The organism is Methyloceanibacter sp. (assembly GCF_049590335.1).
In the GTDB taxonomy this organism is placed as follows: domain Bacteria; phylum Pseudomonadota; class Alphaproteobacteria; order Rhizobiales; family Methyloligellaceae; genus Methyloceanibacter.
This window is the reverse complement of the sequence record NZ_JBAWCQ010000118.1, coordinates 1-20674: the sequence shown is the minus strand read 5'-3', so window position 1 is coordinate 20674 and position 20674 is coordinate 1. Positions and strand designations below refer to the sequence as shown.

At 60.6% G+C, this 20674-nt stretch carries 23 protein-coding genes; 13 read left to right on the top strand and 10 right to left on the bottom strand.

The genetic code is table 11. From position 1 onward, the window contains the following. Nucleotides 1-24 precede the first annotated feature (24 nt). Nucleotides 25-1209: an FAD-dependent monooxygenase gene (locus WBQ77_RS09460; RefSeq protein ID WP_424059966.1), complete on the top strand. Its 1185-nt coding sequence runs from the start codon at nucleotides 25-27 to the stop codon at nucleotides 1207-1209. A 22-nt stretch (nucleotides 1210-1231) separates the two neighbouring features. Here WBQ77_RS09460 and WBQ77_RS09455 read toward each other — a convergent pair whose 3' ends face one another. Next, complete coding sequence (locus WBQ77_RS09455) at nucleotides 1232-1627, bottom strand: hypothetical protein (RefSeq protein ID WP_424042036.1); 396 nt, start codon at nucleotides 1625-1627, stop codon at nucleotides 1232-1234. Nucleotides 1628-1820: 193 nt separating this feature from the next. Continuing rightward, the gene (locus tag WBQ77_RS09450) at nucleotides 1821-2195 is read right to left on the bottom strand and encodes a DUF2852 domain-containing protein (RefSeq protein WP_424042037.1); all 375 of its coding nucleotides are present in this window, start codon (nucleotides 2193-2195) and stop codon (nucleotides 1821-1823) included. Nucleotides 2196-2431: 236 nt separating this feature from the next. Here WBQ77_RS09450 and WBQ77_RS09445 point away from each other — a divergent pair, with 236 nt between their 5' ends. Continuing rightward, nucleotides 2432-3235, top strand: coding sequence for a GH25 family lysozyme (locus tag WBQ77_RS09445; protein ID WP_424044908.1), 804 nt, complete (start codon nucleotides 2432-2434; stop codon nucleotides 3233-3235). Here WBQ77_RS09445 and WBQ77_RS09440 read toward each other — a convergent pair. Next, nucleotides 3232-3942, bottom strand: a complete 711-nt coding sequence (locus WBQ77_RS09440) for a TetR/AcrR family transcriptional regulator (RefSeq protein ID WP_424044906.1) — start codon at nucleotides 3940-3942, stop codon at nucleotides 3232-3234. The two genes, WBQ77_RS09445 and WBQ77_RS09440, sit on opposite strands and share 4 nt — an antisense overlap. 85 nt (nucleotides 3943-4027) lie before the next feature. On the opposite strand from WBQ77_RS09440, the gene WBQ77_RS09435 reads away from it, so the two are divergent. The 6 genes from WBQ77_RS09435 (at nucleotide 4028) to WBQ77_RS09410 (ending at nucleotide 7717) form a co-directional block, all read left to right on the top strand. Beyond that, nucleotides 4028-4792 carry a calcium:proton antiporter gene (locus tag WBQ77_RS09435; protein ID WP_424059963.1) on the top strand — a complete coding sequence of 255 codons (765 nt, stop codon included), beginning with the start codon at nucleotides 4028-4030 and terminating at the stop codon, nucleotides 4790-4792. Continuing rightward, nucleotides 4756-5103, top strand: coding sequence for a hypothetical protein (locus WBQ77_RS09430; RefSeq protein WP_424044903.1), 348 nt, complete (start codon nucleotides 4756-4758; stop codon nucleotides 5101-5103). Before WBQ77_RS09435 ends, WBQ77_RS09430 begins: the two co-directional genes overlap by 37 nt. A 6-nt stretch (nucleotides 5104-5109) precedes the next feature. Further along, complete coding sequence (locus WBQ77_RS09425) at nucleotides 5110-5235, top strand: hypothetical protein (RefSeq protein WP_424044902.1); 126 nt, start codon at nucleotides 5110-5112, stop codon at nucleotides 5233-5235. Nucleotides 5236-5382: 147 nt separating this feature from the next. Further along, entirely contained in the window at nucleotides 5383-6117 is a 735-nt protein-coding gene (locus WBQ77_RS09420) for a vWA domain-containing protein (protein ID WP_424059961.1), read from the top strand. Between the two features lie 143 nt (nucleotides 6118-6260). Continuing rightward, entirely contained in the window at nucleotides 6261-7226 is a 966-nt protein-coding gene (locus tag WBQ77_RS09415) for a polysaccharide deacetylase family protein (protein ID WP_424059959.1), read from the top strand. A gap of 134 nt (nucleotides 7227-7360) precedes the next feature. Further along, nucleotides 7361-7717, top strand: a complete 357-nt coding sequence (locus WBQ77_RS09410; RefSeq protein ID WP_424044899.1) for a GNAT family N-acetyltransferase — start codon at nucleotides 7361-7363, stop codon at nucleotides 7715-7717. Between the two features lie 523 nt (nucleotides 7718-8240). Here WBQ77_RS09410 and metH read toward each other — a convergent pair. The 6 genes from metH to ettA all read right to left on the bottom strand — a co-directional run bounded on the left by metH (nucleotide 8241) and on the right by ettA (nucleotide 16559). After that, nucleotides 8241-10922: a methionine synthase gene (gene metH, locus WBQ77_RS09405; protein WP_424044897.1), complete on the bottom strand. Its 2682-nt coding sequence runs from the start codon at nucleotides 10920-10922 to the stop codon at nucleotides 8241-8243. 50 nt (nucleotides 10923-10972) lie between these two features. Next, on the bottom strand, nucleotides 10973-11650 hold the full coding sequence (locus WBQ77_RS09400) for a class I SAM-dependent methyltransferase (RefSeq protein WP_424044895.1): 678 nt from the start codon (nucleotides 11648-11650) through the stop codon (nucleotides 10973-10975). 4 nt (nucleotides 11651-11654) lie between these two features. Continuing rightward, nucleotides 11655-12716, bottom strand: a complete 1062-nt coding sequence (locus tag WBQ77_RS09395; RefSeq protein ID WP_424044893.1) for a homocysteine S-methyltransferase family protein — start codon at nucleotides 12714-12716, stop codon at nucleotides 11655-11657. Then, complete coding sequence (gene metF / locus WBQ77_RS09390; RefSeq protein WP_424044891.1) at nucleotides 12713-13684, bottom strand: methylenetetrahydrofolate reductase [NAD(P)H]; 972 nt, start codon at nucleotides 13682-13684, stop codon at nucleotides 12713-12715. Before metF ends, WBQ77_RS09395 begins: the two co-directional genes overlap by 4 nt. After that, nucleotides 13684-14823 carry an ArsR/SmtB family transcription factor gene (locus WBQ77_RS09385; protein ID WP_424044889.1) on the bottom strand — a complete coding sequence of 380 codons (1140 nt, stop codon included), beginning with the start codon at nucleotides 14821-14823 and terminating at the stop codon, nucleotides 13684-13686. Before WBQ77_RS09385 ends, metF begins: the two co-directional genes overlap by 1 nt. A gap of 77 nt (nucleotides 14824-14900) precedes the next feature. After that, entirely contained in the window at nucleotides 14901-16559 is a 1659-nt protein-coding gene (gene ettA, locus WBQ77_RS09380) for an energy-dependent translational throttle protein EttA (protein ID WP_424044887.1), read from the bottom strand. Between the two features lie 197 nt (nucleotides 16560-16756). On the opposite strand from ettA, the gene WBQ77_RS09375 reads away from it, so the two are divergent. Next, nucleotides 16757-17176 carry a hypothetical protein gene (locus WBQ77_RS09375; protein WP_424059957.1) on the top strand — a complete coding sequence of 140 codons (420 nt, stop codon included), beginning with the start codon at nucleotides 16757-16759 and terminating at the stop codon, nucleotides 17174-17176. A gap of 2 nt (nucleotides 17177-17178) precedes the next feature. Next, the gene (locus WBQ77_RS09370) at nucleotides 17179-17451 is read left to right on the top strand and encodes a glycine zipper 2TM domain-containing protein (RefSeq protein ID WP_424044883.1); all 273 of its coding nucleotides are present in this window, start codon (nucleotides 17179-17181) and stop codon (nucleotides 17449-17451) included. An 18-nt stretch (nucleotides 17452-17469) separates the two neighbouring features. Here the strand turns inward: WBQ77_RS09370 and WBQ77_RS09365 are convergent, their stop codons facing one another. After that, nucleotides 17470-18513 carry an ELM1/GtrOC1 family putative glycosyltransferase gene (locus WBQ77_RS09365; RefSeq protein WP_424044881.1) on the bottom strand — a complete coding sequence of 348 codons (1044 nt, stop codon included), beginning with the start codon at nucleotides 18511-18513 and terminating at the stop codon, nucleotides 17470-17472. Between WBQ77_RS09365 and WBQ77_RS09360 the strand changes: the two genes are divergently transcribed. The 3 genes from WBQ77_RS09360 (at nucleotide 18485) to WBQ77_RS09350 (ending at nucleotide 20536) form a co-directional block, all read left to right on the top strand. Further along, entirely contained in the window at nucleotides 18485-19054 is a 570-nt protein-coding gene (locus WBQ77_RS09360) for a DUF533 domain-containing protein (protein ID WP_424044880.1), read from the top strand. The two genes, WBQ77_RS09365 and WBQ77_RS09360, sit on opposite strands and share 29 nt — an antisense overlap. 81 nt (nucleotides 19055-19135) lie before the next feature. Beyond that, nucleotides 19136-19834: a sulfotransferase family 2 domain-containing protein gene (locus WBQ77_RS09355; RefSeq protein ID WP_424044879.1), complete on the top strand. Its 699-nt coding sequence runs from the start codon at nucleotides 19136-19138 to the stop codon at nucleotides 19832-19834. A 6-nt stretch (nucleotides 19835-19840) separates the two neighbouring features. Further along, nucleotides 19841-20536 (top strand): sulfotransferase family 2 domain-containing protein, encoded by a 696-nt coding sequence (locus WBQ77_RS09350; RefSeq protein WP_424044877.1) that lies wholly within the window; start codon nucleotides 19841-19843, stop codon nucleotides 20534-20536. Nucleotides 20537-20674 lie beyond the last annotated feature (138 nt).

The window sequence follows — 20674 nt, the reverse complement described above, 5'->3', positions numbered from 1 at the left end:
CTCCCGCGCAAGAGGCACGAGCGTATGGCGATTGACGGCAGGGCTTTGATTTCCGGTGCGGGAATCGCGGGTCTCACGCTCGCCATTTGCCTGAAGGAATACGGAGACGATCCGGTTGTCGTGGAACGGAGTCCCGCTCTGCCCGACGAAGGCTATATGATGGACTTCTACGGCTCGGGCTGGGACGTGGCCCAACGCATGGGTCTCACTGGCAAGCTCCGTACACTGCGTTATCCGATCGATAAGCTCCAATTCGTGAATTCCGACGGCAAGCCCTACACGTCGGTGCCGATATCGCGTATCAAACGCGCGCTCGACGGAAAGTACGTCTATGTGCGCCGCCCCGATCTCGTGCGCATTCTCTATGAACGCGCCGAGGCCCTTGGCGTCGAGCTCCGGTTCGGGACGGAAATCACCGACTTGAGGGAGCAGGAAACCCATGTCGACGTCGCCTTCGACGACGACAGTGAGGGCGAGTTCGCGCTGGTGTTCGGCGCCGACGGCGTTCATTCGGGTGTCCGGCGGCTGATGTTCGGCGACGAGAGCCAGTTCGCCCGTTTCCTCGGCGCCTATGTCGCCGCGTTTCACATCGAGGATCACGACCTTCCGGTGGGTCGGTTCGCGCAAATCCATGAAGAACCAAACCGCGTTGCATTCTACTACCCGCTTGGCGAGCGTAAACTCGATGCAACCTTCGTCTTCCGGCTCGACGAAGTGGATGTCCCGCCCGAACAGCAGCTTTCATTTGTCCAGCGTGCCTTCAAGGGCGCCGGGTGGATCGGCGAGGCGCTGCTCAGTTCCTGCAAGGAAAGCGCGCCGCTTTATTTCGACACGCTCACGCAGATCGCCATACCGCGCTGGTCGCGTGGACGCGTGACCTTGCTTGGCGACGCCTGCGGATGCCTGACGCTTCTGGCCGGACAGGGCTCTCACATGGCCATGGCGGGCGCCTACATTCTGGCTCAAGAGTTACAGCGCTACGACGGGAACCACGCGGCCGCGTTCGCCTCCTATGAGGCAATGATGAAGCCCGCGATCGCCGAGCGCCAGGAAGACGCCGCGGCCTTCGCCAAGGTCTTCATTCCGACGACGCAGTCAAAGCCCTGGTTGCGGCGCCTTGTCATCGGGACCGCATTCAACCCGCTGGTCCTGCCGTTCGCGTTCAAGGCGTTCGGAGCGCGAAGCGTTCTTGAGGATGATGAGGTCTAGCGCGTCCCAGAAGCCGACCTTCCTAGAAGTTGATTTTGGCTGTCTCGGAATTGAACACGACAACGTCCTTATCCGGCTCGATCACACCCGACGTCGTGTAGGAGTGTGGCACGAAGCTGAGCGTCGCCTCGCACTTGCCGTCTGCGCAATCATCCTCGAGCTTGGCCTTCGCCTCTTCGGGCGTGATGTCGTCGGCATTCAGGTAGACGCCGTCCTTCGTGGTGCACTCATAACCCAGCACATCGCCGGCCCGGCCACCCTTGATGCAAGAGGCCTTCATCTCGACCTCCTGCCCCAGAAAGTTCTGTGGGTTCTTGACGAGATCCTGAATATCACTTGCCTGTACTTGGGTGACCCAGGCGATCAGTCCCAGGCCAGCAATCATCAACGCCGTGCGACGGCCCTTCGAGCAATTCATCGTTTTTCTACCTCAAACGCTTCGTGTTTCGGTGCGGCGCCATTGTGCGTGGGCGCGTTGGCCCGCATCCTACAAGGCACGCCGCCAATGAAAAGCCTGTCTTGCGTCCAAAATGGAATGCATGTGCACAAAATGAAAGGCGCAGGCTTGCGCCTGCGCCTTTCGGCGCTCGTTTGCAGGGGGGTAAACGCGCTTAGCTCGTCTGAACCGGCTGGACCTGCTTGCGCTCAGTCATAAACTGGTCGAACTCTGCCTTGTCTTTCGCGTCGCGGAGACGCTTCAGGAATGACTGGAATTCCTCGGCCTCTTCTTCAAGCCGCTTCAGGGTTTCCTCGCGATAGGCATCGAAGGCGTAATTGCCCGTTGACGCGAAACCGCTGTTAAACCGCTGCGCCTCTTCCTTGAAGTACGAGCGCCAAGCCTTCTTATTTCCACATCCCATTCGTCCACTCCAGATTAGATAAGCCAAAACACCGAGGCCAACTGGCCACCAAACGATAAAACCGAGAATCATCGCGGCGAACCATGCGGGCTTTCCGTAATCGTCGAGGGTCGCAACTAGCTGCATCGGGGTCCTTTCAGGGCTTAAGTGAATGCTATTTACATTCACATACATGGGTCTTCCTTGCAAGCCGTTCAACGTCTCTTCGTCTGATTTTTATGTGCCCTTCGCGGATTTCGGCTCCCGTGCGGATGCCCCAAGGCGCGCCAGCCGCCAAGACAAAATTAACCCCAGCCGAGGAGAGTTCCCCGCCAATTCGCCGAAAATTGTAAGCTTATTGGGCATTTTTTGGGGGCGTCACCATGTATTCAGCGTATCGCCAGTTCGTCAGTTTTGCCGTCGGGGGGGCCGTCGTGCTCACCGCTCTGGGCGGTGGTGCAGCCGTGGCCCGGTCGCTGAAGGATCATAAGCCCCATAAGGGCGTGACTCGGGCTCACTCCATGCCGGTCCAGGGAATCGACGTCTCTTATTGGCAAGGCGACATTGACTGGCAGCGCGTGCGCGGGGCCGGAATCCACTTCGCCTTCATCAAGGCGACCGAAGGCGGCGACCACCTCGATCCCAAGTTTCGTCAGAACTGGCATGCAGCCAAGCGCGCCGGCATTGCGCGCGGGGCCTATCATTTCATCTATTGGTGCCGGCCCGCCTCAGAGCAGGCCGCCTGGTTCATCCGGAACGTTCCGAACGATCCCGATGCCCTGCCCCCGGTGCTGGATCTCGAGTGGCATCCCTTTTCCAAGACCTGCCCGAAACGGGTCTCCCGCTCTCTCGCGCTGAAAAAGATCAAGATCATTCTCGCGGCGATGGAGCGCCATACGGGAAAACGGCCGATCATCTATACCGATCCCAATTTCCATCGCGACATCCTCAAGGGCGAGCTCAAGGACTATCATTTCTGGCTGCGGACGGTGGCGGCCGAGCCGCATAAGAAGTATCCGGGCCGCAAGTGGGCCTTCTGGCAGTTCACCACGACGGGCATCGTGCCGGGCGTCCCGGGCAAGGTCGACCGGAACATCTATAATGGGTCCTGGTCGGACTGGAATCTCGTGCTGAGATGGCTTGAGGCGAGCGGCACCGGCCGCGGCGCGCAGACGGCGAGCCGCTAGGACGCCCCTTCCGAGCTATCTTGGGAATTCTGTTCGGGGGTCTCCTGCGCGGCTCCCTCGGGCAAGACGCCGAGACCTTTCAGATAGATCAGCAGGCCGCTTTCCAGCACCTCCTCCGGCGTGAGCGGGATCTTTCGCGCCGCGCTCCCTTCCTGGATGAAGAGCGATGCGATCCCGTGAGACATAGTCCAGAAATGCATGGCCACGAGCTTCAGAGGCGGACGTTCGTTCTCCGGCAAATGCTGGCAAATGGCGGCGGCCGCTTGCTGAAGCACGTTGAAGGCCTTTTCGGCGGCGGGCGATGAGGCGGCAGCTTGAATGGCCTCGCCCCGGTTTTCCGCCGTGGCCCCCGACTCGAACATGACCGCGTAACTCGCGGGATCCTCGCGGGCAAAGGCGAGATAGGCGCGCCCCAATGCCTCGAAGGCTGAAAGCGGCGTCGGGATGCCATTGTTCCAAGCCGCATCCAGGCGTGCCGCGAAGCGCTCGAACCCGGTGCGCGCAACCTCGGCGAGAAGCGCATCGCGATCACGGAAATGACGATAGGGCGCCGCGGGGCTCACCCCGGCCAACCGTGCCGCTTCCGTAAGGCTGAAGCCAAAGGCGCCGTGCTCCTCGATGAGCTTGCGCGCGGCTTCCAGCAGCACCTCTTTGAGGTTGCCGTGATGGTAGGAGCGCCGCTGCCAGCGGCGGCCGGAATTATTCATGTAAACGGCTATTACATAAAAGCCGCCCGCTCGGCTAGGTTCGCCGTCAGCGACCCCCTTGTTATTCGGACATCAGAATCAGTCGATGATCGCCACCGCGGGGCGTTTAACAGAGTGGGCCATGGTGGGGAAACCGCCGCGTCGAGACTTCATGAACAAGCATGTCCTGTTAAACGCCATCGCGCCGGCCGTCGGCGGCGGCCTCACGACCCTGATCTTCGTGGTCTTCGGGGCCGACCTGATGTCGAACCTCGGGAATCACCTCAAGTCCACGCCGCTCTTCGTTTCGCTGTTCGCGGTCATGATGTGGTGCGCCTACGCCGTGATGCAGCATGGCGAAGCCGTGGCCGAGGAGCTAGGCGAGCCCTATGGCACGCTTATCCTGACGTTCTCCATGATCATCATCGAGGTGGCCATGCTGGTTTCGATCATGCTGCAGGGTGAGAACAACCCCACGCTCGCGCGCGACGCTATGTTCGCGACCTTGATGATCGTCTTGAACGGCATGGTGGGCGCAGCTCTCCTTATGGGCGCCCTGCGCTATTGGGAGCAGGATTACAATCTTGCCGGCGCGCGCGCCTTTCTCGTCTTCCTGACGGCACTAGCGGTGTTTGCTCTGATCCTACCGAACCACACGGAAATACCGCCCGATCCCGTAAAAGCACCTGCGAAAGCCGTCCTGTTCGCAGCCATCACCCTACTGTTTTACACCGCATTCGTGATCATTCAGACCATGCGGCACCACGCCTTCTTCGACGAACCGGAACAGAGGGCGCAGGACGCCCAGACGAGCAGCGCGCGCGGACGAGAGCCATGTCCCGGGACAAAGGCAAGAAAACCCACTCGCTGACCTTCCACACTATCATGCTGGTGCTGTGCTTGCTGCCCGTGGTGATCCTTGCTGAGTCTCTCGGTGAGATCGTCAATTTCGGCATCGGGGACATAGGCCTGCCGGATGCCCTTGCCGGCGTGTTGATCGCCGTCTTCATGCTAACGCAAGAGGCCTTGAGCGCGTTCTCCGCCGCCCTGTCGAACCGCCTGCAGCGAACCATCAATATCTGCCTCGGCTCGGCCTTGTCGACCATCGGCCTGATCGTGCCGGCGGTCTTGGCAATCGGCATGATCACCGGCCGCGACGCCGAACTCGGCCTAACCCAATAGGAAACCGTGCTGCTGGTTCTGACCATGTTCGTGAGCGGCATGACCTTTGGCGCAGAGCAGACCAATGTCATCAACGGCGTGGTGTACCTCCTCCTCTTCCTCGTCTACGTGATCTTGATCTTCGGCCTCTAATTCGGTTCGGAAGGGCTGTTCAGGAAGCCTGCATCCCAAAAATTTCCCGGTTTTTCTTCCATTCCGCAGAAAAAACATTTGGTCTATGATTGGGAAAATTGCCTAGGGAGCAGGTAGACTATGCAAGATTGCGGCAGCGTGTTTGCAATGCACTGGCGGAAATTCTGGGTTGCTGGCATTGCGGCAGCGGCCGTGGCGGGTTCGGCTTTTGTTGCGAGTGCCGAAGATGCCGTCACGCCCGAGGCGAAAAAAGCCCCTTGCACCGACGACGCCATGATCGTCTTCGATGCCTCTGGTTCCATGTCGGGCAATCAGGTCCTCGGCATTCCCAATTCCAAGCCCCGTATCGACGAAGTACGCTGGGCCTTGCGGCAAGTGCTTCCCAGCGCCACGCGATACCGCCGTGTCGGCCTCGTGACCTACGGCCCCGGCCCCTACAATCAGTGCAACGTGTCGCTGGCCATGAAGCCGACCACCAATGCGGCCAAACCAATCATGCGCGCGATCAACCGGATCATTCCCGCTGGCAAGACGCCGCTCACGTCCGGTGTCGAGAAAGCCGCCGAGGCGCTCGACTATCGCAACAATCCCGGGGTGGTCGTCGTTGTGACGGACGGCGAAGAAACCTGCGGCCGTTCGCCGTGCGAACTGGCCAAACGGCTTCACGACAATGCCGCGCAATTGACCGTGCATGTGATCGGCTTCCGCTACAAGGGCTATTCCTGGACGGGCGGCAACAGCGTGATGGATCTCATGTGTCTCGCGGATCAGAACAACGGTCTTTACATCAAGGCCAAAGACGAGCAGGAGCTCGTCGAGGCGCTTGAGAAGACCTTAGACTGCCCCATGATCTCCCACGCGCCGCTCAACCCCATTCGCTGACGCGCCTCTGTCACCGATCTTTTAATTGACGCGATGCGCGCAAGTGGCTCAAGAAGCCGCTCCTCGGGTTCTACGGGGTTGGGACGACAATGTTTCTGATCGGACGGACTATATGTGCCCTCGGGATCGTTTGGGCAAGCGTCGTGCACGCTGCGGCGGACGATCGCCCCGATACGGAAAACGCGGCCTCCACGCTGCTGTCCCGCTGCTGGAGCGAGGCGGCACTCGCGGGCACCGAGAAGGAGCGGCAATCCACCCGGAACAAGACACGGGTGGATCTCGACGTCCTTCGCAAGGTGACGAGGCCCAGCCGCTCTCCCGTTTCCGCAGCCCTGCGCGGTTCGATCCGTAGTGTGAAGCTCAACGAAGACCAAAAGCTGATCGCCCTCACCTTGGATTTTTGCGAGAGCAATGGCCATCGCACGGGCTATGACGGGCAGGTCATCGACTACCTGCGCGACGAAGACGTCAAGGCGACGCTGTTCGTGAGCGGCAAGTGGTTCGAGAGCCATCCCGAGCGCGGAGCGCAGCTCATCGCGGACCGGCGGTTCGAAATTGGCAGCCATGGTCTACGCCACCGTGATTTTTCGAGGGCCAGCAAGGCCACACTGCACGACGAGATCCATTTGGCAGAGTCCGCCTTCCTGCGTGCCCGCGGACGGCTGATGAGGAAGAGCTGCTCTTGGAATGTACAAGAGATCCTCTCCCTTCAAGACGAATTGACCTTGATGCGTTTTCCCTATGGCTGGTGCAACGCCCGAGCCTTGTCCGCGGTCGCTGACGCCGGGCAGCTCGCCATTCAATGGGACATCGTGACCGGAGATCCGGACCCGAATTTGTCGGTAAAGAGAATTGCGAAGGCCATTGTAGGCCAGGCCCATCCCGGTGCGATCGTGATCGGCCACGCGAACGGCCATGGCCACAACACGGCCGAGGCCCTAAAGCTGGCGATTCCTAAACTGAAGGAAGAGGGCTATCGCTTCGTGACTGTGAGCGAGTTGCTCGCCGCCGGCGAACCCGTGATTGCGCAGAGCTGCTACACGGAGCGCCCCGGCGACCAACGCCGCGTGGCTCAGGTCAAGAAGCGCCGCCGCGGTCTAAAAAAGTGACACCGTCAGCACTCCCCCCAACAGCTGACCTCGGCGCCTTGCATTTGCGCCCTCTGGCACCCGACGCGCATCGGAGGCTGGCGGAAGCGCTCGCGGCGATCCCGCCCTGGTCGACCCTAGGGAGTTCGGCGGATATGCTGACGGAATTTCTGCAAGCCGAGAAGCCAGGCACACAGCGCTACGCCATCGTCGTGGACAGCACTCTGGCCGGAGTCTTGTCCGTTCGTCTCCCGTGGCTCAAAGGCCCCTATATCCAACTCCTGGCCATCCTTCCGGGCTTTCAGAGACACGGGATTGGCACAGAGGTGCTCTCATTCGTGGAGGCTGAAGCAAAGCGGCTTGGCAAGCGCAACGTGTGGGTCTGCGGATCGCAGTTCAATAAGGATGCGCTGCACTTCTACAAGCGTAACGGCTTTTGCGAAGTCGCGAGCCTACCCGATCTCGTGACGGACGGTTTTGCCGAAACGCTTCTCAGAAAGACTCTGACATAGCGTAGAGGGAAGCGGCTTGGCGCATTGTCCATTTATGACGACGCGCAAGGCATCACCCCGCTGCGAACGCCAGACTTTTCCACATGCTGTGCTCCGGCGGCTGCGGAACGATGCCGCATCCCGATGGAATCAACACAGGCGTCAATCCGGGGCGGAAATCCAAAAAAAATGTTCTTTGTGCGAACGGAAATCCTCTTGACGCGTTGATTGCCAACGTGTGTCGCGTCCATTCGCTTGTGCGGCGCAACAAGAAAACAGCTTGGCACATAACACGGGGAGTTTGTAAAATGGTAACATTGCAAAACGGGCACCCCTCCAGTCGGAAAGGAGAGCTTCCGATGGAATTCACAGCCAAACTGACCGTGGCTTCGGTCGTACTATCGTTCGGCTTCCTCGCTGCTGTCATTCTCGGAATGATCTAGGGCGAGTGCATTGGGCCTTTAGGCCGCCAACAACAAGTCAGCAAAGCAAAACGCCGTAGACGCACGACCCCGTCTTGGCGCTCCCTCTGCTGTGTTGGCTCTTACGCCGCGGCGTCGGTGGTCTGTTTGGGATCGTAGCTGAGGATAGGTCCAAGCCAACGCTCGGCTTCCTCGAGCGGCCAGCCTTTGCGCGCCGCGTAATCGGCGACCTGATCGCGTCCGACTTTGCCGATACCGAAATAGCGCGCATCCGGGTGCGAGAAATACAGACCCGACACGGCAGCGCCCGGCCACATGGCACAGGATTCGGTGAGCTTCACGCCAATCTCGTTTTCCGCGTCAAGGAGACGGAACAGTGTGCGCTTCTCCGTATGGTCGGGCTGCGCGGGATAGCCGGGCGCGGGACGGATGCCCGCATACTTTTCGGCAATGAGCGCGTCATTCGACAGGGTCTCGTCCGGCGCGTAGCCCCAAAGCTCGCGGCGCACCATCTGGTGCATCGCCTCGGCGAAGGCCTCCGCCAAACGATCCGCAAGCGACTTTACGAGAATTTTCGAATAGTCGTCATTGGCGAGATCGAAGCGCCTTGCGATATCTTCCTCACCGATGCCCGTGGTGACCGCAAATCCACCCACATAGTCGGCGACACCTGAATCCTTGGGCGCGACGAAATCGGCCAACGCTAGATTAGGCTTGCCGCCACTGCGCGCCATTTGCTGGCGCAGCGTGTGGTAGGTCGCAAACGGTACCTCGCGAGTTTCGTCCGTGTAGAGCTCAATATCGTCGCCGACTGCGTTTGCAGGCCAGAAGCCGACCACTGCATTCGCCTTGAGCCAGTTCTCGCCGATGATCTGTTTCATCATGGCTTGCGCATCTTCGAAGAGCGGCCGCGCCGCCTCGCCATATTTATCGTCGTCGAGAATGCGCGGGTAAGTCCCTTTGAGCTCCCAGGCATGGAAGAACGGCGTCCAGTCGATATAGGGTGCGAGTTCGGCGAGATCGTAGGAGGTGAAGGTGCGCGTTCCTAGGAAGGCCGGCTTTGGCGGCGTGTAGGCCTTCCAATCGAGTTTGAGCGCGTTGCCGCGGGCCTGCGCGATCGTCGCCCGTGCCTTGTCCGCCTGACCACGTGCATAGGACTCGGCCATCTGCTTGTATTCGGCGCGAACCTTGGCGATCTGATCGTCGCGCCTCTCCTTGGAAATTAACCCCGAGACAACGCCGACCGCACGGCTTGCATCGGTGACGTAGATCGCCTGGCTGCGCTGGTAATTGGGGCTGATCTTGACAGCGGTATGCACACGGCTCGTGGTCGCACCGCCGATCAGAAGCGGAATGTCGAACCCTTCGCGCTCCATCTCGGCGGCGACGTGGCACATTTCATCGAGGGACGGCGTAATCAGGCCCGACAGCCCGATAATGTCGACGTTGTTTTCCTTTGCGGCCTCGAGAATGACTTGCGAGTGCACCATGACGCCGAGGTCGATCACCTCGTAATTGTTGCACTGGAGCACGACCCCAACGATGTTCTTGCCGATGTCGTGAACGTCGCCTTTCACCGTGGCGAGCAATATCTTGCCGGCAGCCGCTTGTTCGACGAGACCGAGCTCCTCCTTCTCCTTCTCCATGTAGGGCATGAGATAGGCCACGGCCTGCTTCATAACGCGCGCGGACTTGACCACCTGCGGCAGGAACATCTTGCCTGCGCCGAACAGATCGCCAACCACGTTCATCCCCGCCATCAGCGGACCTTCGATCACATGCAGCGGCCGATCCGCGCGCTGCCGCGCCTCTTCGGTGTCTTCTTCGACATAGGTGCCGATACCGTGCACCAGAGCATAGGTCATGCGCTCCTCGACCGGCTTCTCGCGCCAGGAGAGATCTGCTTCTTTTTTCTGTGACGCACCGCCCTTGTAGCGCTCGGCAGCGTCCAGCAAGCGGTCGGTCGCGTCGTCGCGGCGATTAAGGATCACGTCTTCGACGAGGTCGCGCAGTTCCGCGTCGATGTCGTCATAGACGCCGAGCTGGCCCGCATTGACAATGCCCATATCCATTCCCGCCTGGATGGCGTGATAGAGAAAGACCGTGTGCATGGCTTCGCGCACGCGTTCATTGCCGCGGAACGCGAAGGAAAGGTTCGAGACGCCGCCGGAGATATGGACGTAAGGCAGTTCCGCCTTTATACGCCGCGTGGCGTCGATAAAGGCGCGGCCATAGTCGTTATGTTCCTCGATACCGGTCGCAACCGCGAAGATATTGGGATCGAAGATGATGTCCTCGGGCGGAAAGCCGACCTCTTTCGTCAACAGATTATAGGCGCGCTTGCAGATTTCGAACTTGCGCTCCGCCGTATCGGCTTGGCCGGTTTCGTCGAATGCCATCACGACAACGGCGGCACCATAGCGAAGAACCTTGCGCGCATGTTCCAGGAACGGCTCTTCGCCCTCCTTCATGCTGATGGAGTTCACCACCGGCTTACCTTGCACGCATTTGAGCCCCGCCTCGATGACAGACCATTTGGACGAGTCGAGCATGATCGGAACGCGCGAAATGTCAGGCTCCGACGCGATGAGACTAAGGAAGGTCTGCATCGCCTCCTCCGAGTTCAGCATGCCCTCGTCCATGTTGATGTCGATCATGTTCGCGCCGCTCTCGACTTGCTGGCGCGCGACTTCGAGCGCCGCCGCGTAGTCGTTGGCTTCGATGAGCTTGCGGAAACGGGCGGACCCCGTGACGTTGGTCCGCTCGCCAACCATGACGAAATTCTGCGCTGCGGAGGTTGTCATTCAGTCGAATTCCAATTCTTGTTGGCGGGAGATGTACAGGCGAAATTTCCTTAGGCGAAGGCAAGGCAGCCCTTGATGGCCGGTCCGCGAAAAATCGGCGTAATGCGTTCAAAACCTGCGCTCGTCAGCAACTCTTCCTGACGCTCTACCGACAGCGCTACCTTCTTGAAGTTTTCCGCACTGGTCGCCGTAACGCCATTTAGTACGGCGCGCCGCGTCCAAATACGCCGCAGAAGTTCGGTTTGAGGTTCGCCCTCCACGCCTACACCGTCGACGACCGCGAGCGGGGTACCCGGCTTCATGCGTGCCCGGATGGCAGTGAAGAAAGCCAATTTTGAGCTGTCATCCGGAACGAAATACGCTGTGTGAATACAGGTGGCGGCATCGAAATTCTTCTCGTCGAGGTCGTCGATTGCCGTTGCCTCCACTTGGGCGCGGTCACCGGCCGGCGTTTCGGCAAGATGCCGGCGCGCCAAGTCGACCATGGGCTCGTAGCTGTCTACGCCGACGAACGACCAGTCGGGGTTATCCGACCCATGGCGCAGAATTTCCTCACCGCCACCGGCGCCGACCACCAAGACGCTGACCGGACCTTCGGGAACGAGTTCAAGAAGCGATGCTTCGACGATGGCAAAGATCGCCCGCCGGCCCGGAATGAACTGCTTATCTAACGTGGCATAGTCGTCGAGATTGGGAATTTCTTGATCTTCAAACTTCAGCGCTGTCATACGGTCACCCGTGCACGAACGGTTCGAGTCCGGAGAGGCGGAGCTTGTGCTCGACCTGCGGAATCGCCCGGGGCGCATAGGGCGCCACGGCGTCCGCGATAGCACGGATGTGATCGGGCGTGGTGCCGCAACAACCGCCGACAATGTTGATCAGCCCGCTCTTAGCCCAGTCCTCCAGCAGCACGGCCATCTGTTCGGGCGTCTCATCGTACTCGCCCATTTCGTTGGGGAGCCCGGCATTAGGATAGATGCTGACATAGGTGTCGGTCACATGAGCGATCTCGTCCACGGAGGGCCGTAGCTGTTCGGCACCGAACGAGCAGTTAAACCCTATGGAGAACGGCCTCAAGTGCCGCATGGAGTACCAGAAAGCTTCGGGGGTCTGGCCCGACAGGTTGCGCCCGGAAAGATCCGTGATCGTGCCCGAGATCATGATCGGCAGTTTCACGCCCATCTCGTCGAAGACCTCCTCGACCGCAAAGCCGGCCGCTTTCGCATTCAACGTATCGAACACCGTCTCGATCAGGATCAGGTCTGCACCCCCCTCGATCAGTCCGCGCACTTGAGTGGAGTAGGCTTCGACCAGAGCGTCGAAGTCCACGTTCCGGAAGCCGGGATTGTTGACGTCGGGCGAGATGGACGCGGTGCGGTTGGTCGGGCCGATAGCGCCTGCCACATAGCGCGGCCGGTCCGGCGTTTTGCCCCCCCACGCATCGGCCGCTTCACGCGCGAGCTTTGCCGCGACAACATTCAGCTCGTAGCTCAGATCTTCCAGACCGTAATCGGCCTGGCTGATGGACTGCGCATTGAACGTGTTCGTCCCGATGATATCGGCGCCCGCTTCCATGTAGGCGCTATGGATGTCGCGGATAATGTCCGGCTGAGTCAGGACCAAGAGGTCGTTATTGCCTTTCAGGTCGCGATCGAAATCCTTGAAGCGTTCGCCGCGATAACCTTCCTCGTCCAGCTTGTGCCGCTGGATCATGGTGCCCATGGCACCATCCAATATAAGGATGCGCTCTTTGACCGCCTGTTTGAGATGCTGAATACGCTCGTCGCGGGTCATGACGCCACCTTTGCAATCTTAGTCGGCTCGGTTCCCTCCGCTGCCTTCTGCGAAAATGCCTTGGCCGGCCGCAGGCCGAGCAGATGACAAATCGCATAGACAAGATCCGCGCGGTTCAGAGTGTAAAAGTGGAACTCGGTGATGCCCTGATCCACAAGTCCGAGGACCTGCTCCGCCGCGACCGCCGCCGCCACCAGGTGGCGCGTCTCCTGATCCTCTTCCAGCCCTTCAAAGCGCCGCCCGAGCCAGCCGGGGACGCTCGCACCCGACCGTTGCGCAAAGCTGGCCGCCTGTTTGAAATTGTGAATGGGAACAAGACCCGGAATGATCGGAATGTCGATGCCCGCGGCCCGGACGCGATCCAGATAACGAAAATAGACGTCATTATCGAAGAAGAACTGGGTGATCGCTCCCGTCGCACCCGCATCGACCTTGGCCTTCAACATATCGATGTCGGCTTCGACCGAAGGCGACTCCGGATGCTTTTCAGGATAGCACCCAACCGAGATTTCGAACGGCGCGATTTTCTTGATACCCGCCGTCAGGTCCGCGGCATTCACGTACCCGCCCGATGTGGGCGTGTACTTGCTGCCCGCGCCTTCCGGCGGATCGCCGCGTAGCCCCACGAGGTGACGCACACCCAGATCCCAGTATTCGCGAATGATCTCGTCGACGTCGTCCTTGGTTGCGCTCACGCAAGTGAGATGGGCGGCCGGCTTGAGCGTGGTTTCGCTCAGCAGTCGTGCCACGGTGGCGTGCGTGCGCTCGCGCGTCGATCCGCCCGCGCCGTACGTGACCGAGACATATTTGGGGCGCAGCGGCTCCAGCCGCCGGATGGAGCGCCAGAGCGTATCTTCCATCGCCGGGGTGCGCGGCGGGAAGAACTCGAATGAAACGTCGATGGCACCACGACCGAGAAACCGGCGCTTTGGCGGCTCCTGGCCCTGAGAGTGTTGACTTGCAGGCATTATGCGGCGACCTCCACCTTGTCATTCAGTTTTCTTGTTTTGCCTGTGGCAGCCGGTCTTTGGCCGAGCCACAGCGATACCGTCAACTTGCCTTTCGGAGATTTGCCTTCCGGAGACTTCTTATCCGAAGCTTTCTTGTCCGCGACATGCGGGTTCAGATCCCTAAAGCTCAAGAGCTTGAGCCCCGCGGCCTCCAGCATGCGGCCGAGCTGGGCCCGGCTGAAACCCAGCCTGCGATGGGCCGATTGTTCTCTCAAGAATTCAAGCTCATGCGGTGCGAAATCGACCACCAGCAGCTTGCCGCCCGGGGCGAGAAGACGCGCGGCTTCGGCCACCGCGGTCGCCGGATCGTCGAGAAAGTGCAAGACTTGGTGCACGACGACCGCGTCCGCCGCGCCGTCAGGCAGCGGAATGTTGTAGAGATCGCCATGACGCACCTGAGCCTGGGACAGACCCACCCGTTCCAGCTTGGTGCGGGCATAGGCGAGCATGTCGTGATTGAGGTCGAAACCCAAAGCTTTGTCCGCGCGGGGTCCGAACAGCTCGAGGATACGGCCTGTGCCCGTTCCGAGATCGACAAGAAGCTCGAAGGGCCCCCGCCCGAGCGCTTCGTCCATCGCCGTCTCGACCTGGCTTTCGGCAACGTGCAGCGTGCGGATCGAATCCCATTCGGCGGCATGGGCCTTGAAGTAGTCCTGCGCGGCTTCGGCGCGTGCCTGCTGAACGGCCTCGGCCCGCGCCCGGTCGCGCACCAGCGTCAGGTCGGACGGATCGAGACTGGCGACAATCGCCCGCGCCAAGTCCCCTTCGGGTCCGGTGTCGGCGATGCGGAAGAATACCCAGGAGCCCTCGCGGAAACGGGTGATGATCCCAGCCTCGGCCATGAGCTTCAAATGCCGGCTGATCCTGGGCTGGCTCTGGATCAGGATCTGCGTGAGATCCTTCACATTGTGCTCGGACCCGGCCAGAAGCGCGAGAATACGCAGGCGCGTCGACTCGCCAGCCCCACGCAGGGCCGCAAGGACATGCGCGCTGGCCAAGCCTTGCCCGGCGGCTACGTCTTGAGCGGCGGTGCGGCTGGCGACCTTGGCCGAAGACGGCTTTTGCAGCTGAGCGGTTTTCTGAAGCGCATCTGACATAAAGATATGTTTATGTCTTCTTGCCAAGCGTTGCAAGCCCGATTGCTGTGGCTTGGTGCAAGCGCTAGCGCCAGCGATCAGGCCCGCGCGAATTTCTTGTATTTGATGCGCTTCGGCACGATCGAGTCTTCGCCCAGACGGCGCTTCTTATCTTCCTCGTAATCCTCGAAATTGCCTTCGAACCACTCGACGTGGCTATCGCCCTCGAAGGCGAGGATGTGGGTGGCGATGCGGTCCAGGAAGAAGCGATCATGGCTGATGATGACAGCGCAGCCCGCGAAGTCTTCCAGCGCCGCTTCCAGCGACGATAGCGTCTCCACGTCGAGATCGTTGGTCGGTTCGTCGAGCAGGATCAGGTTCGCTCCGGATTTCAGCATTTTGGCGAGATGGACGCGATTGCGCTCACCGCCGGAAAGCTGGCCGACCTTCTTCTGCTGATCGCCGCCCTTGAAGTTGAACCAGCCCACATAGGCGCGCGACGGCACTTCGCGTTTTCCCAGCGTCACCACCTCGGCGCCTTCGGAAATCTCCTCGTAAACCGACTTCTTCTGGTCGAGCGCATCGCGGGACTGATCCACATAGCCGAGCTTGACCGTGTTGCCGACACGAATGGCTCCATTGTCTGGGGTCTCCTGGCCCACGATCATCCGGAACAGCGTGGTCTTGCCCGCGCCGTTCGGCCCGATAACGCCCACAATGCCGCCGGGCGGCAGCTTGAACGAGAGCCCGTCCACAAGGAGGCGGTCGCCGAACGCCTTCTCGAGACCATCGGCCTCGATAACCACATCGCCGAGCCGCGGGCCTGGCGGAATGGTGATCTGCGCTTTCGCGTTCTTCTCGTTGCCGGCCTCGGCCAGCAGTTCGTCATAGGCCTTGATACGGGCCTTGGATTTGGCCTGGCGGGCTTTGGGGCTCGCCCGGATCCAATCGAGTTCGCGGGCCAGTGTGCGCTGCTTGTCCAATTCCTGTTTGCCCTCGACTTGAAGCCGCTTCTGCTTCTGTTCGAGCCAGGAGGAATAGTTGCCCTGGTAAGGCACGCCCTGCCCGCGATCGAGCTCCAGCGTCCAGTCGGTGATGTTGTCGAGGAAGTAGCGGTCGTGGGTGACCATCACGATCGTACCGGGATAGTCCCGCAAATGATGTTCGAGCCAGGCGACGCTTTCGGCATCGAGATGGTTCGTCGGCTCGTCGAGCAGCAGTATGTCGGGCTTGGCTAGGAGCAGCCGGCACAGGGCCACGCGCCGCCGCTCGCCGCCCGAAAGCTTGGAGACATCCGCCTCGCCGCCTGGGCAGCGCAACGCGTCCATGGCCTGCTCGACTTGAGTATCGAGGTCCCAAAGATCCTGGGCGTCGATCTCGTCTTGGAGCTGCGCCATCTCGTCGGCGCCCTCGTCGGAATAGTTCACCGCCAACTCGTTGTAGCGGTCGAGCTTGGCCTTCTTCTCGGCCACGCCCTCCATGACATTGCCCATCACGCCCTTGTCCGCATCGAGGCCCGGCTCTTGCGGCAAATAGCCGACGCGCACGCCCTCCGCGGCCCAGGCCTCGCCGGTGAACTCCTTCTCATCGCCCGCCATGATGCGCAGGAGCGTGGACTTGCCGGCGCCGTTCACGCCGACCACGCCGATCTTGGCGCCGGGCAGAAAGGCAAGCGTCACATCCTTCAAGACCTGCTTCCCGCCGGGATAGGTCTTGTTAAGCTTCGTCATGACGTAAACGTATTGCGGGTTGGCCATGGCTATCTGTCTTTGGGGCTCCGTTGAGGGCTTCCGTGCGAATGGTCTGTGTTCCAGGGAATTTGCCCGCGCTTGTAGCGGGTCAAGCGCGCGAACTCAATGCGGACGGCGCGCGATTCGCCGTGGCCCTGTCACGCTTTGGCTCCCCTTGGCTTGAAAACGCGCACGGGCAGCCTGATAGTTTCGGATGGTCGCATTTGGATTCGAGGGAGGATACTCTGAAACATGCCGCTTTGGCGATGCTCGCCGTTTGCCTGGTCGCGCTGTCCGGAGGGAACGCGACGGCTGACTACACCGTGGTGGAGGTCAATTTCATCCTCGCCGACAAGGATGGAGACCTGCTCCTGAGCAAGACCGAATATCTCCTCGTCCCGCTGGAGGCCTTCGCCAAGCTCGATGCGAACGGCAACAACGCGCTCGATGCGGACGAGCTGGGCGATCTTGCCAAGAACGCCGAGTTCGGCGATGGCGATTCCGACAAAAGCGGGAACCTTTCGCTGGAAGAGATCATTTCAGAGAAGCTCGCGGACTTCGAAGCAGCCGATACCAATAAGGATGGCGCTTTGAACGTCGACGAAGTCACCGTGTTCGAAGCGAAGAAGAGCGACTGGAAATAGCCATGACGGTTTCAGAAGTCTATCGACGTGGCCTCTTGGCTCTGGCGTGCGCCTTGATCGTAGCGGCGGCCATGGCCGCCGCTAAGCCTGCCCAGGCCCAGGAAGGCGCTCTAATCGGCGGCGCCGTCGGCCTTGGTGTCGGCGCGGTGCTCACACGGGGCAGCGCGGTCGGGGTAATCGGCGGCGCGTTAGTCGGCGGCCTAATCGGCAACGAGATCCAGAAGGACAAACGCCGCAAGCGCCGCGCGAATTACAACAGGAACCATCGCCGCTAACGACAGCGAACCCGACCTCTAGAACAGGTGCGGCAGACGAGCTTTGAGCGCCAGCGCCAGCGCGTTAAGCGGATTTTCCTGCAAGGGTTCGATTTGGGACAACGCGTCCGCAAAGCGCTCCGGCGACAAGTCCGCAATGGGGATCGTGCGCGACCAGCCCTTATTCATCAGGAAGTCGCGATAGAGCTGCTCGTCCTCCGTGAAGCGGAAGGCGCGCGGCGACACGCCAACGACAGGCAGCCGCGCCGATACGGCCTCCGAAATCATCGAACTTGAGTCCTCGGTGCAGACGATCGCATCCGCATTGGCGAAGACCTGACGAAGCGTGCCTGGTCCGGCTTTGCGGAAATCGATGAAGTTCTCAACCACGTTTTGGTCGCGCGCCATCTCGGTGATGCGGTCCGCCACGGAATCGGGCGTGCGCCGCGAGGTAGAAATCAGCCAGCGTGTCCCCCAGGCCTTCGAGAGCGCCTCGACGAAGGCCAGAAGCGCCGCCCACTCGCTATCGCGGTATTGGAAGCGCCCCGCCCGGCCGCCGATCAGAAGGCCGAGGGTCTGGGGACGCAGGTCGGGGCCGTAGCGCGGCACGATCTTGGGACGTCCGAGTTCGTCCGGGTCGATGGAAGAGGGCTTTAGAACCACGAGATGCTTGTCGCTGCCCTCGTCGCGCTCATAGGACGAGACGATCAGGCTGAAGTTATCCGCTTCCAAACCCCGCAAGAGCGACCCGCAAAAAATGTTGGGCACGTCGAGGAGGCGTGTGACGCAGATATTAGGCATTTGCGTCTCGCCGCCGGCGGACACTACGAGATCGGCTTGAGGAATTGTGTCCGCGTCGATGCGATAGGCCATGCGCAGCATGCGGGGCGGGTAGAAACTCTGGGCGTTGATGCGCGCTCGTAGCCAGCGGGTCGGCACGATCCATTTGCGCTCGACCTCGATCCGGGTGACGTCGACCGGCCGAAGTCGCGACAGGGCAGCGATCACGCCTTGGGCGATGTGAAAATGCCCGGGCCGGGTATCGGCGAGGAAGATGACCCGAAGGGGCGTTTGGTCTGTCATGGATGCGGTGGACCTTTTGCAGCGGCGGCAGGTTGATACCGCACCCTGGCGGCGTCTTCAAAGGCCTTCAAGGCCGCTTGGCAAACAGGGCCAGTTTCCGCACAATCGCACGCGACAAACAGCCTTCAAGAAGGAGCCCTCCGTGAGCGACGAAAAGCCCCAATCTGATTGGGTCCTCAAGGCCATGGTCGCCATGGCGGCCTCCGACGGGCACCTCGACAGCCGCGAGATCGGCCATGTTCAGAGCATCTACGAGGCCTGCGAAGGGCGCCCGCTTGCGGCCGATGCGGTCGCGCGCGCGGCGGCGGAGAACACCAAGATCAATGTTCGCGACGAACTTGCTGCCGCAGCGCCGGGGCTGGAGAAGTCCGAAAAGGAAGAAATTGTTTGCGCGGCCTATCGCGTCCTGCTAGCGGACAACCGCGTCGCTGGCGAAGAGCGCAAGAACCTGCACGACATCGCCAAGGCTTTGAATATCTCGGAAATTCATCTTGGGGCCATGCTCGAGGACTTGAGTGCCTCGCTCGAAAACAAGGCCTGAGATCGGCTTGCAGAAGCTAGGCGCAAGCAACTAGCATTTGCGCCTCTGACCGTTCCAGAGTTATCCCTCGACCGACTAACCATGTCCATGATCGTTTCGCACAAATACAGATTCATCTTTTTGAAGACGAAGAAGACGGCAGGCACGAGCATCGAGATTGCGCTGACAAAGCTGTGCGGCGAGGACGATATCGTCACCCCCCTCACCGAGGTCGACGAGGCTGCGCGTGCGGGTGGCATGGGAGCGCGGAACTGGGAACGGCATGGTTGGTGGCAGAGCCAGCGGCCCTTTTTGAAGCGCCGCATGTTCCGGCGCATGGCTCAGGACCATGGCTTCTACAACAACATGACGGCAGCGGCCGCAAAGGATCTGCTCAACGACGGTCAGGTATGGGGCAACTATTTCAAATTCGCATTCGACCGGAACCCGTGGGACCGGCAAGTATCCTATTACCACCATTGCCATCGAGAACAGTCGGAGCGCCCAAGTTTCGAACGCTTCGTCGAAAGCGACCGCCGGGCACGCCGGAACAATTTCGGTATCTATTCCATCAACGGCGAGGTCGCGGTCGACTTCGTTGGCCGATATGAGACCTTCGCACAAGATCTGAAACATGCGTTGTCGCAAGTGCATATTCGCGACGACCTCGAATTACCGCGCGCAAAGGATACCTACCGCAAAGATCCGACCCCCTATCGGGAGTATTACGCACCGGAGACGCAGCGCCGCGTCGGCGAGTGGTACGAGCGCGAAATCTCACTGCGCGACTATGAGTTTTAGCTCGGCATGATCGTCTCTCACGCGCATCGCTTCATCTTCATCAAGACGAAAAAGACCGCGGGCACGGCCATCGAGGCGGCCATCTCGCAGCTGTGCGGTCCGGACGACGTCATCACGCCGTACCGCGCCGAGAGCGAAAAAGACCGCAAAGGTCTAGCCCCGCAAAACTATCGGATCGAGCATCCGCTGAAGCCGCAAACGCCGCTCTGGCGCAAGCTCTTGCGACGGCCCGAACGCTATTGGCACCCGACCATCGGCTATTACGAGCACATGCCCGCGTGGCGCATTCGCAACTATGTGGGCGTGGACATTTGGAACAGCTATTTCAAATTCTCGTTCGACCGGAACCCCTGGGACCGCCAAGTGTCCTGGTATCTGTACAAGACCAAGTCGAAGAAGACGCGCCCGAGCTTCGAGCGATACATGCAAAAGCATACCGCCTATGTGGACAATCACGAGCTCTACATGCTCGACGGCTGCCTCGCCGTCGATTTCCTCGGCCGATACGAGAGCTTGGAAGAGGATTTGAACGCCGGCCTAGCACAGGCTGGTGTCAAGACACCGGTCAGCGTTCCAAAAGTGAACGTGACGCCGAACAAGGATGAGGCCCGCGGCTATCGCAGCTACTATACGCCGGCGCTCAGGGACCAGGTAGCCAGATGGTACCAGCCTGAGATCAGCCTCCTCGGCTACGACTTCTGACATTTCGAGGATAAGCGGTGCGGCGGACCGCGTCCGGCCCGCCGCTCAGAGCCGCTACTGCGTGCAGGACTTGCTTTCGTCACTCCAGGTACCACCGGCGGCCTCGCAATCAGCCTGGTTGTCCGGGCCGGCAAAGGC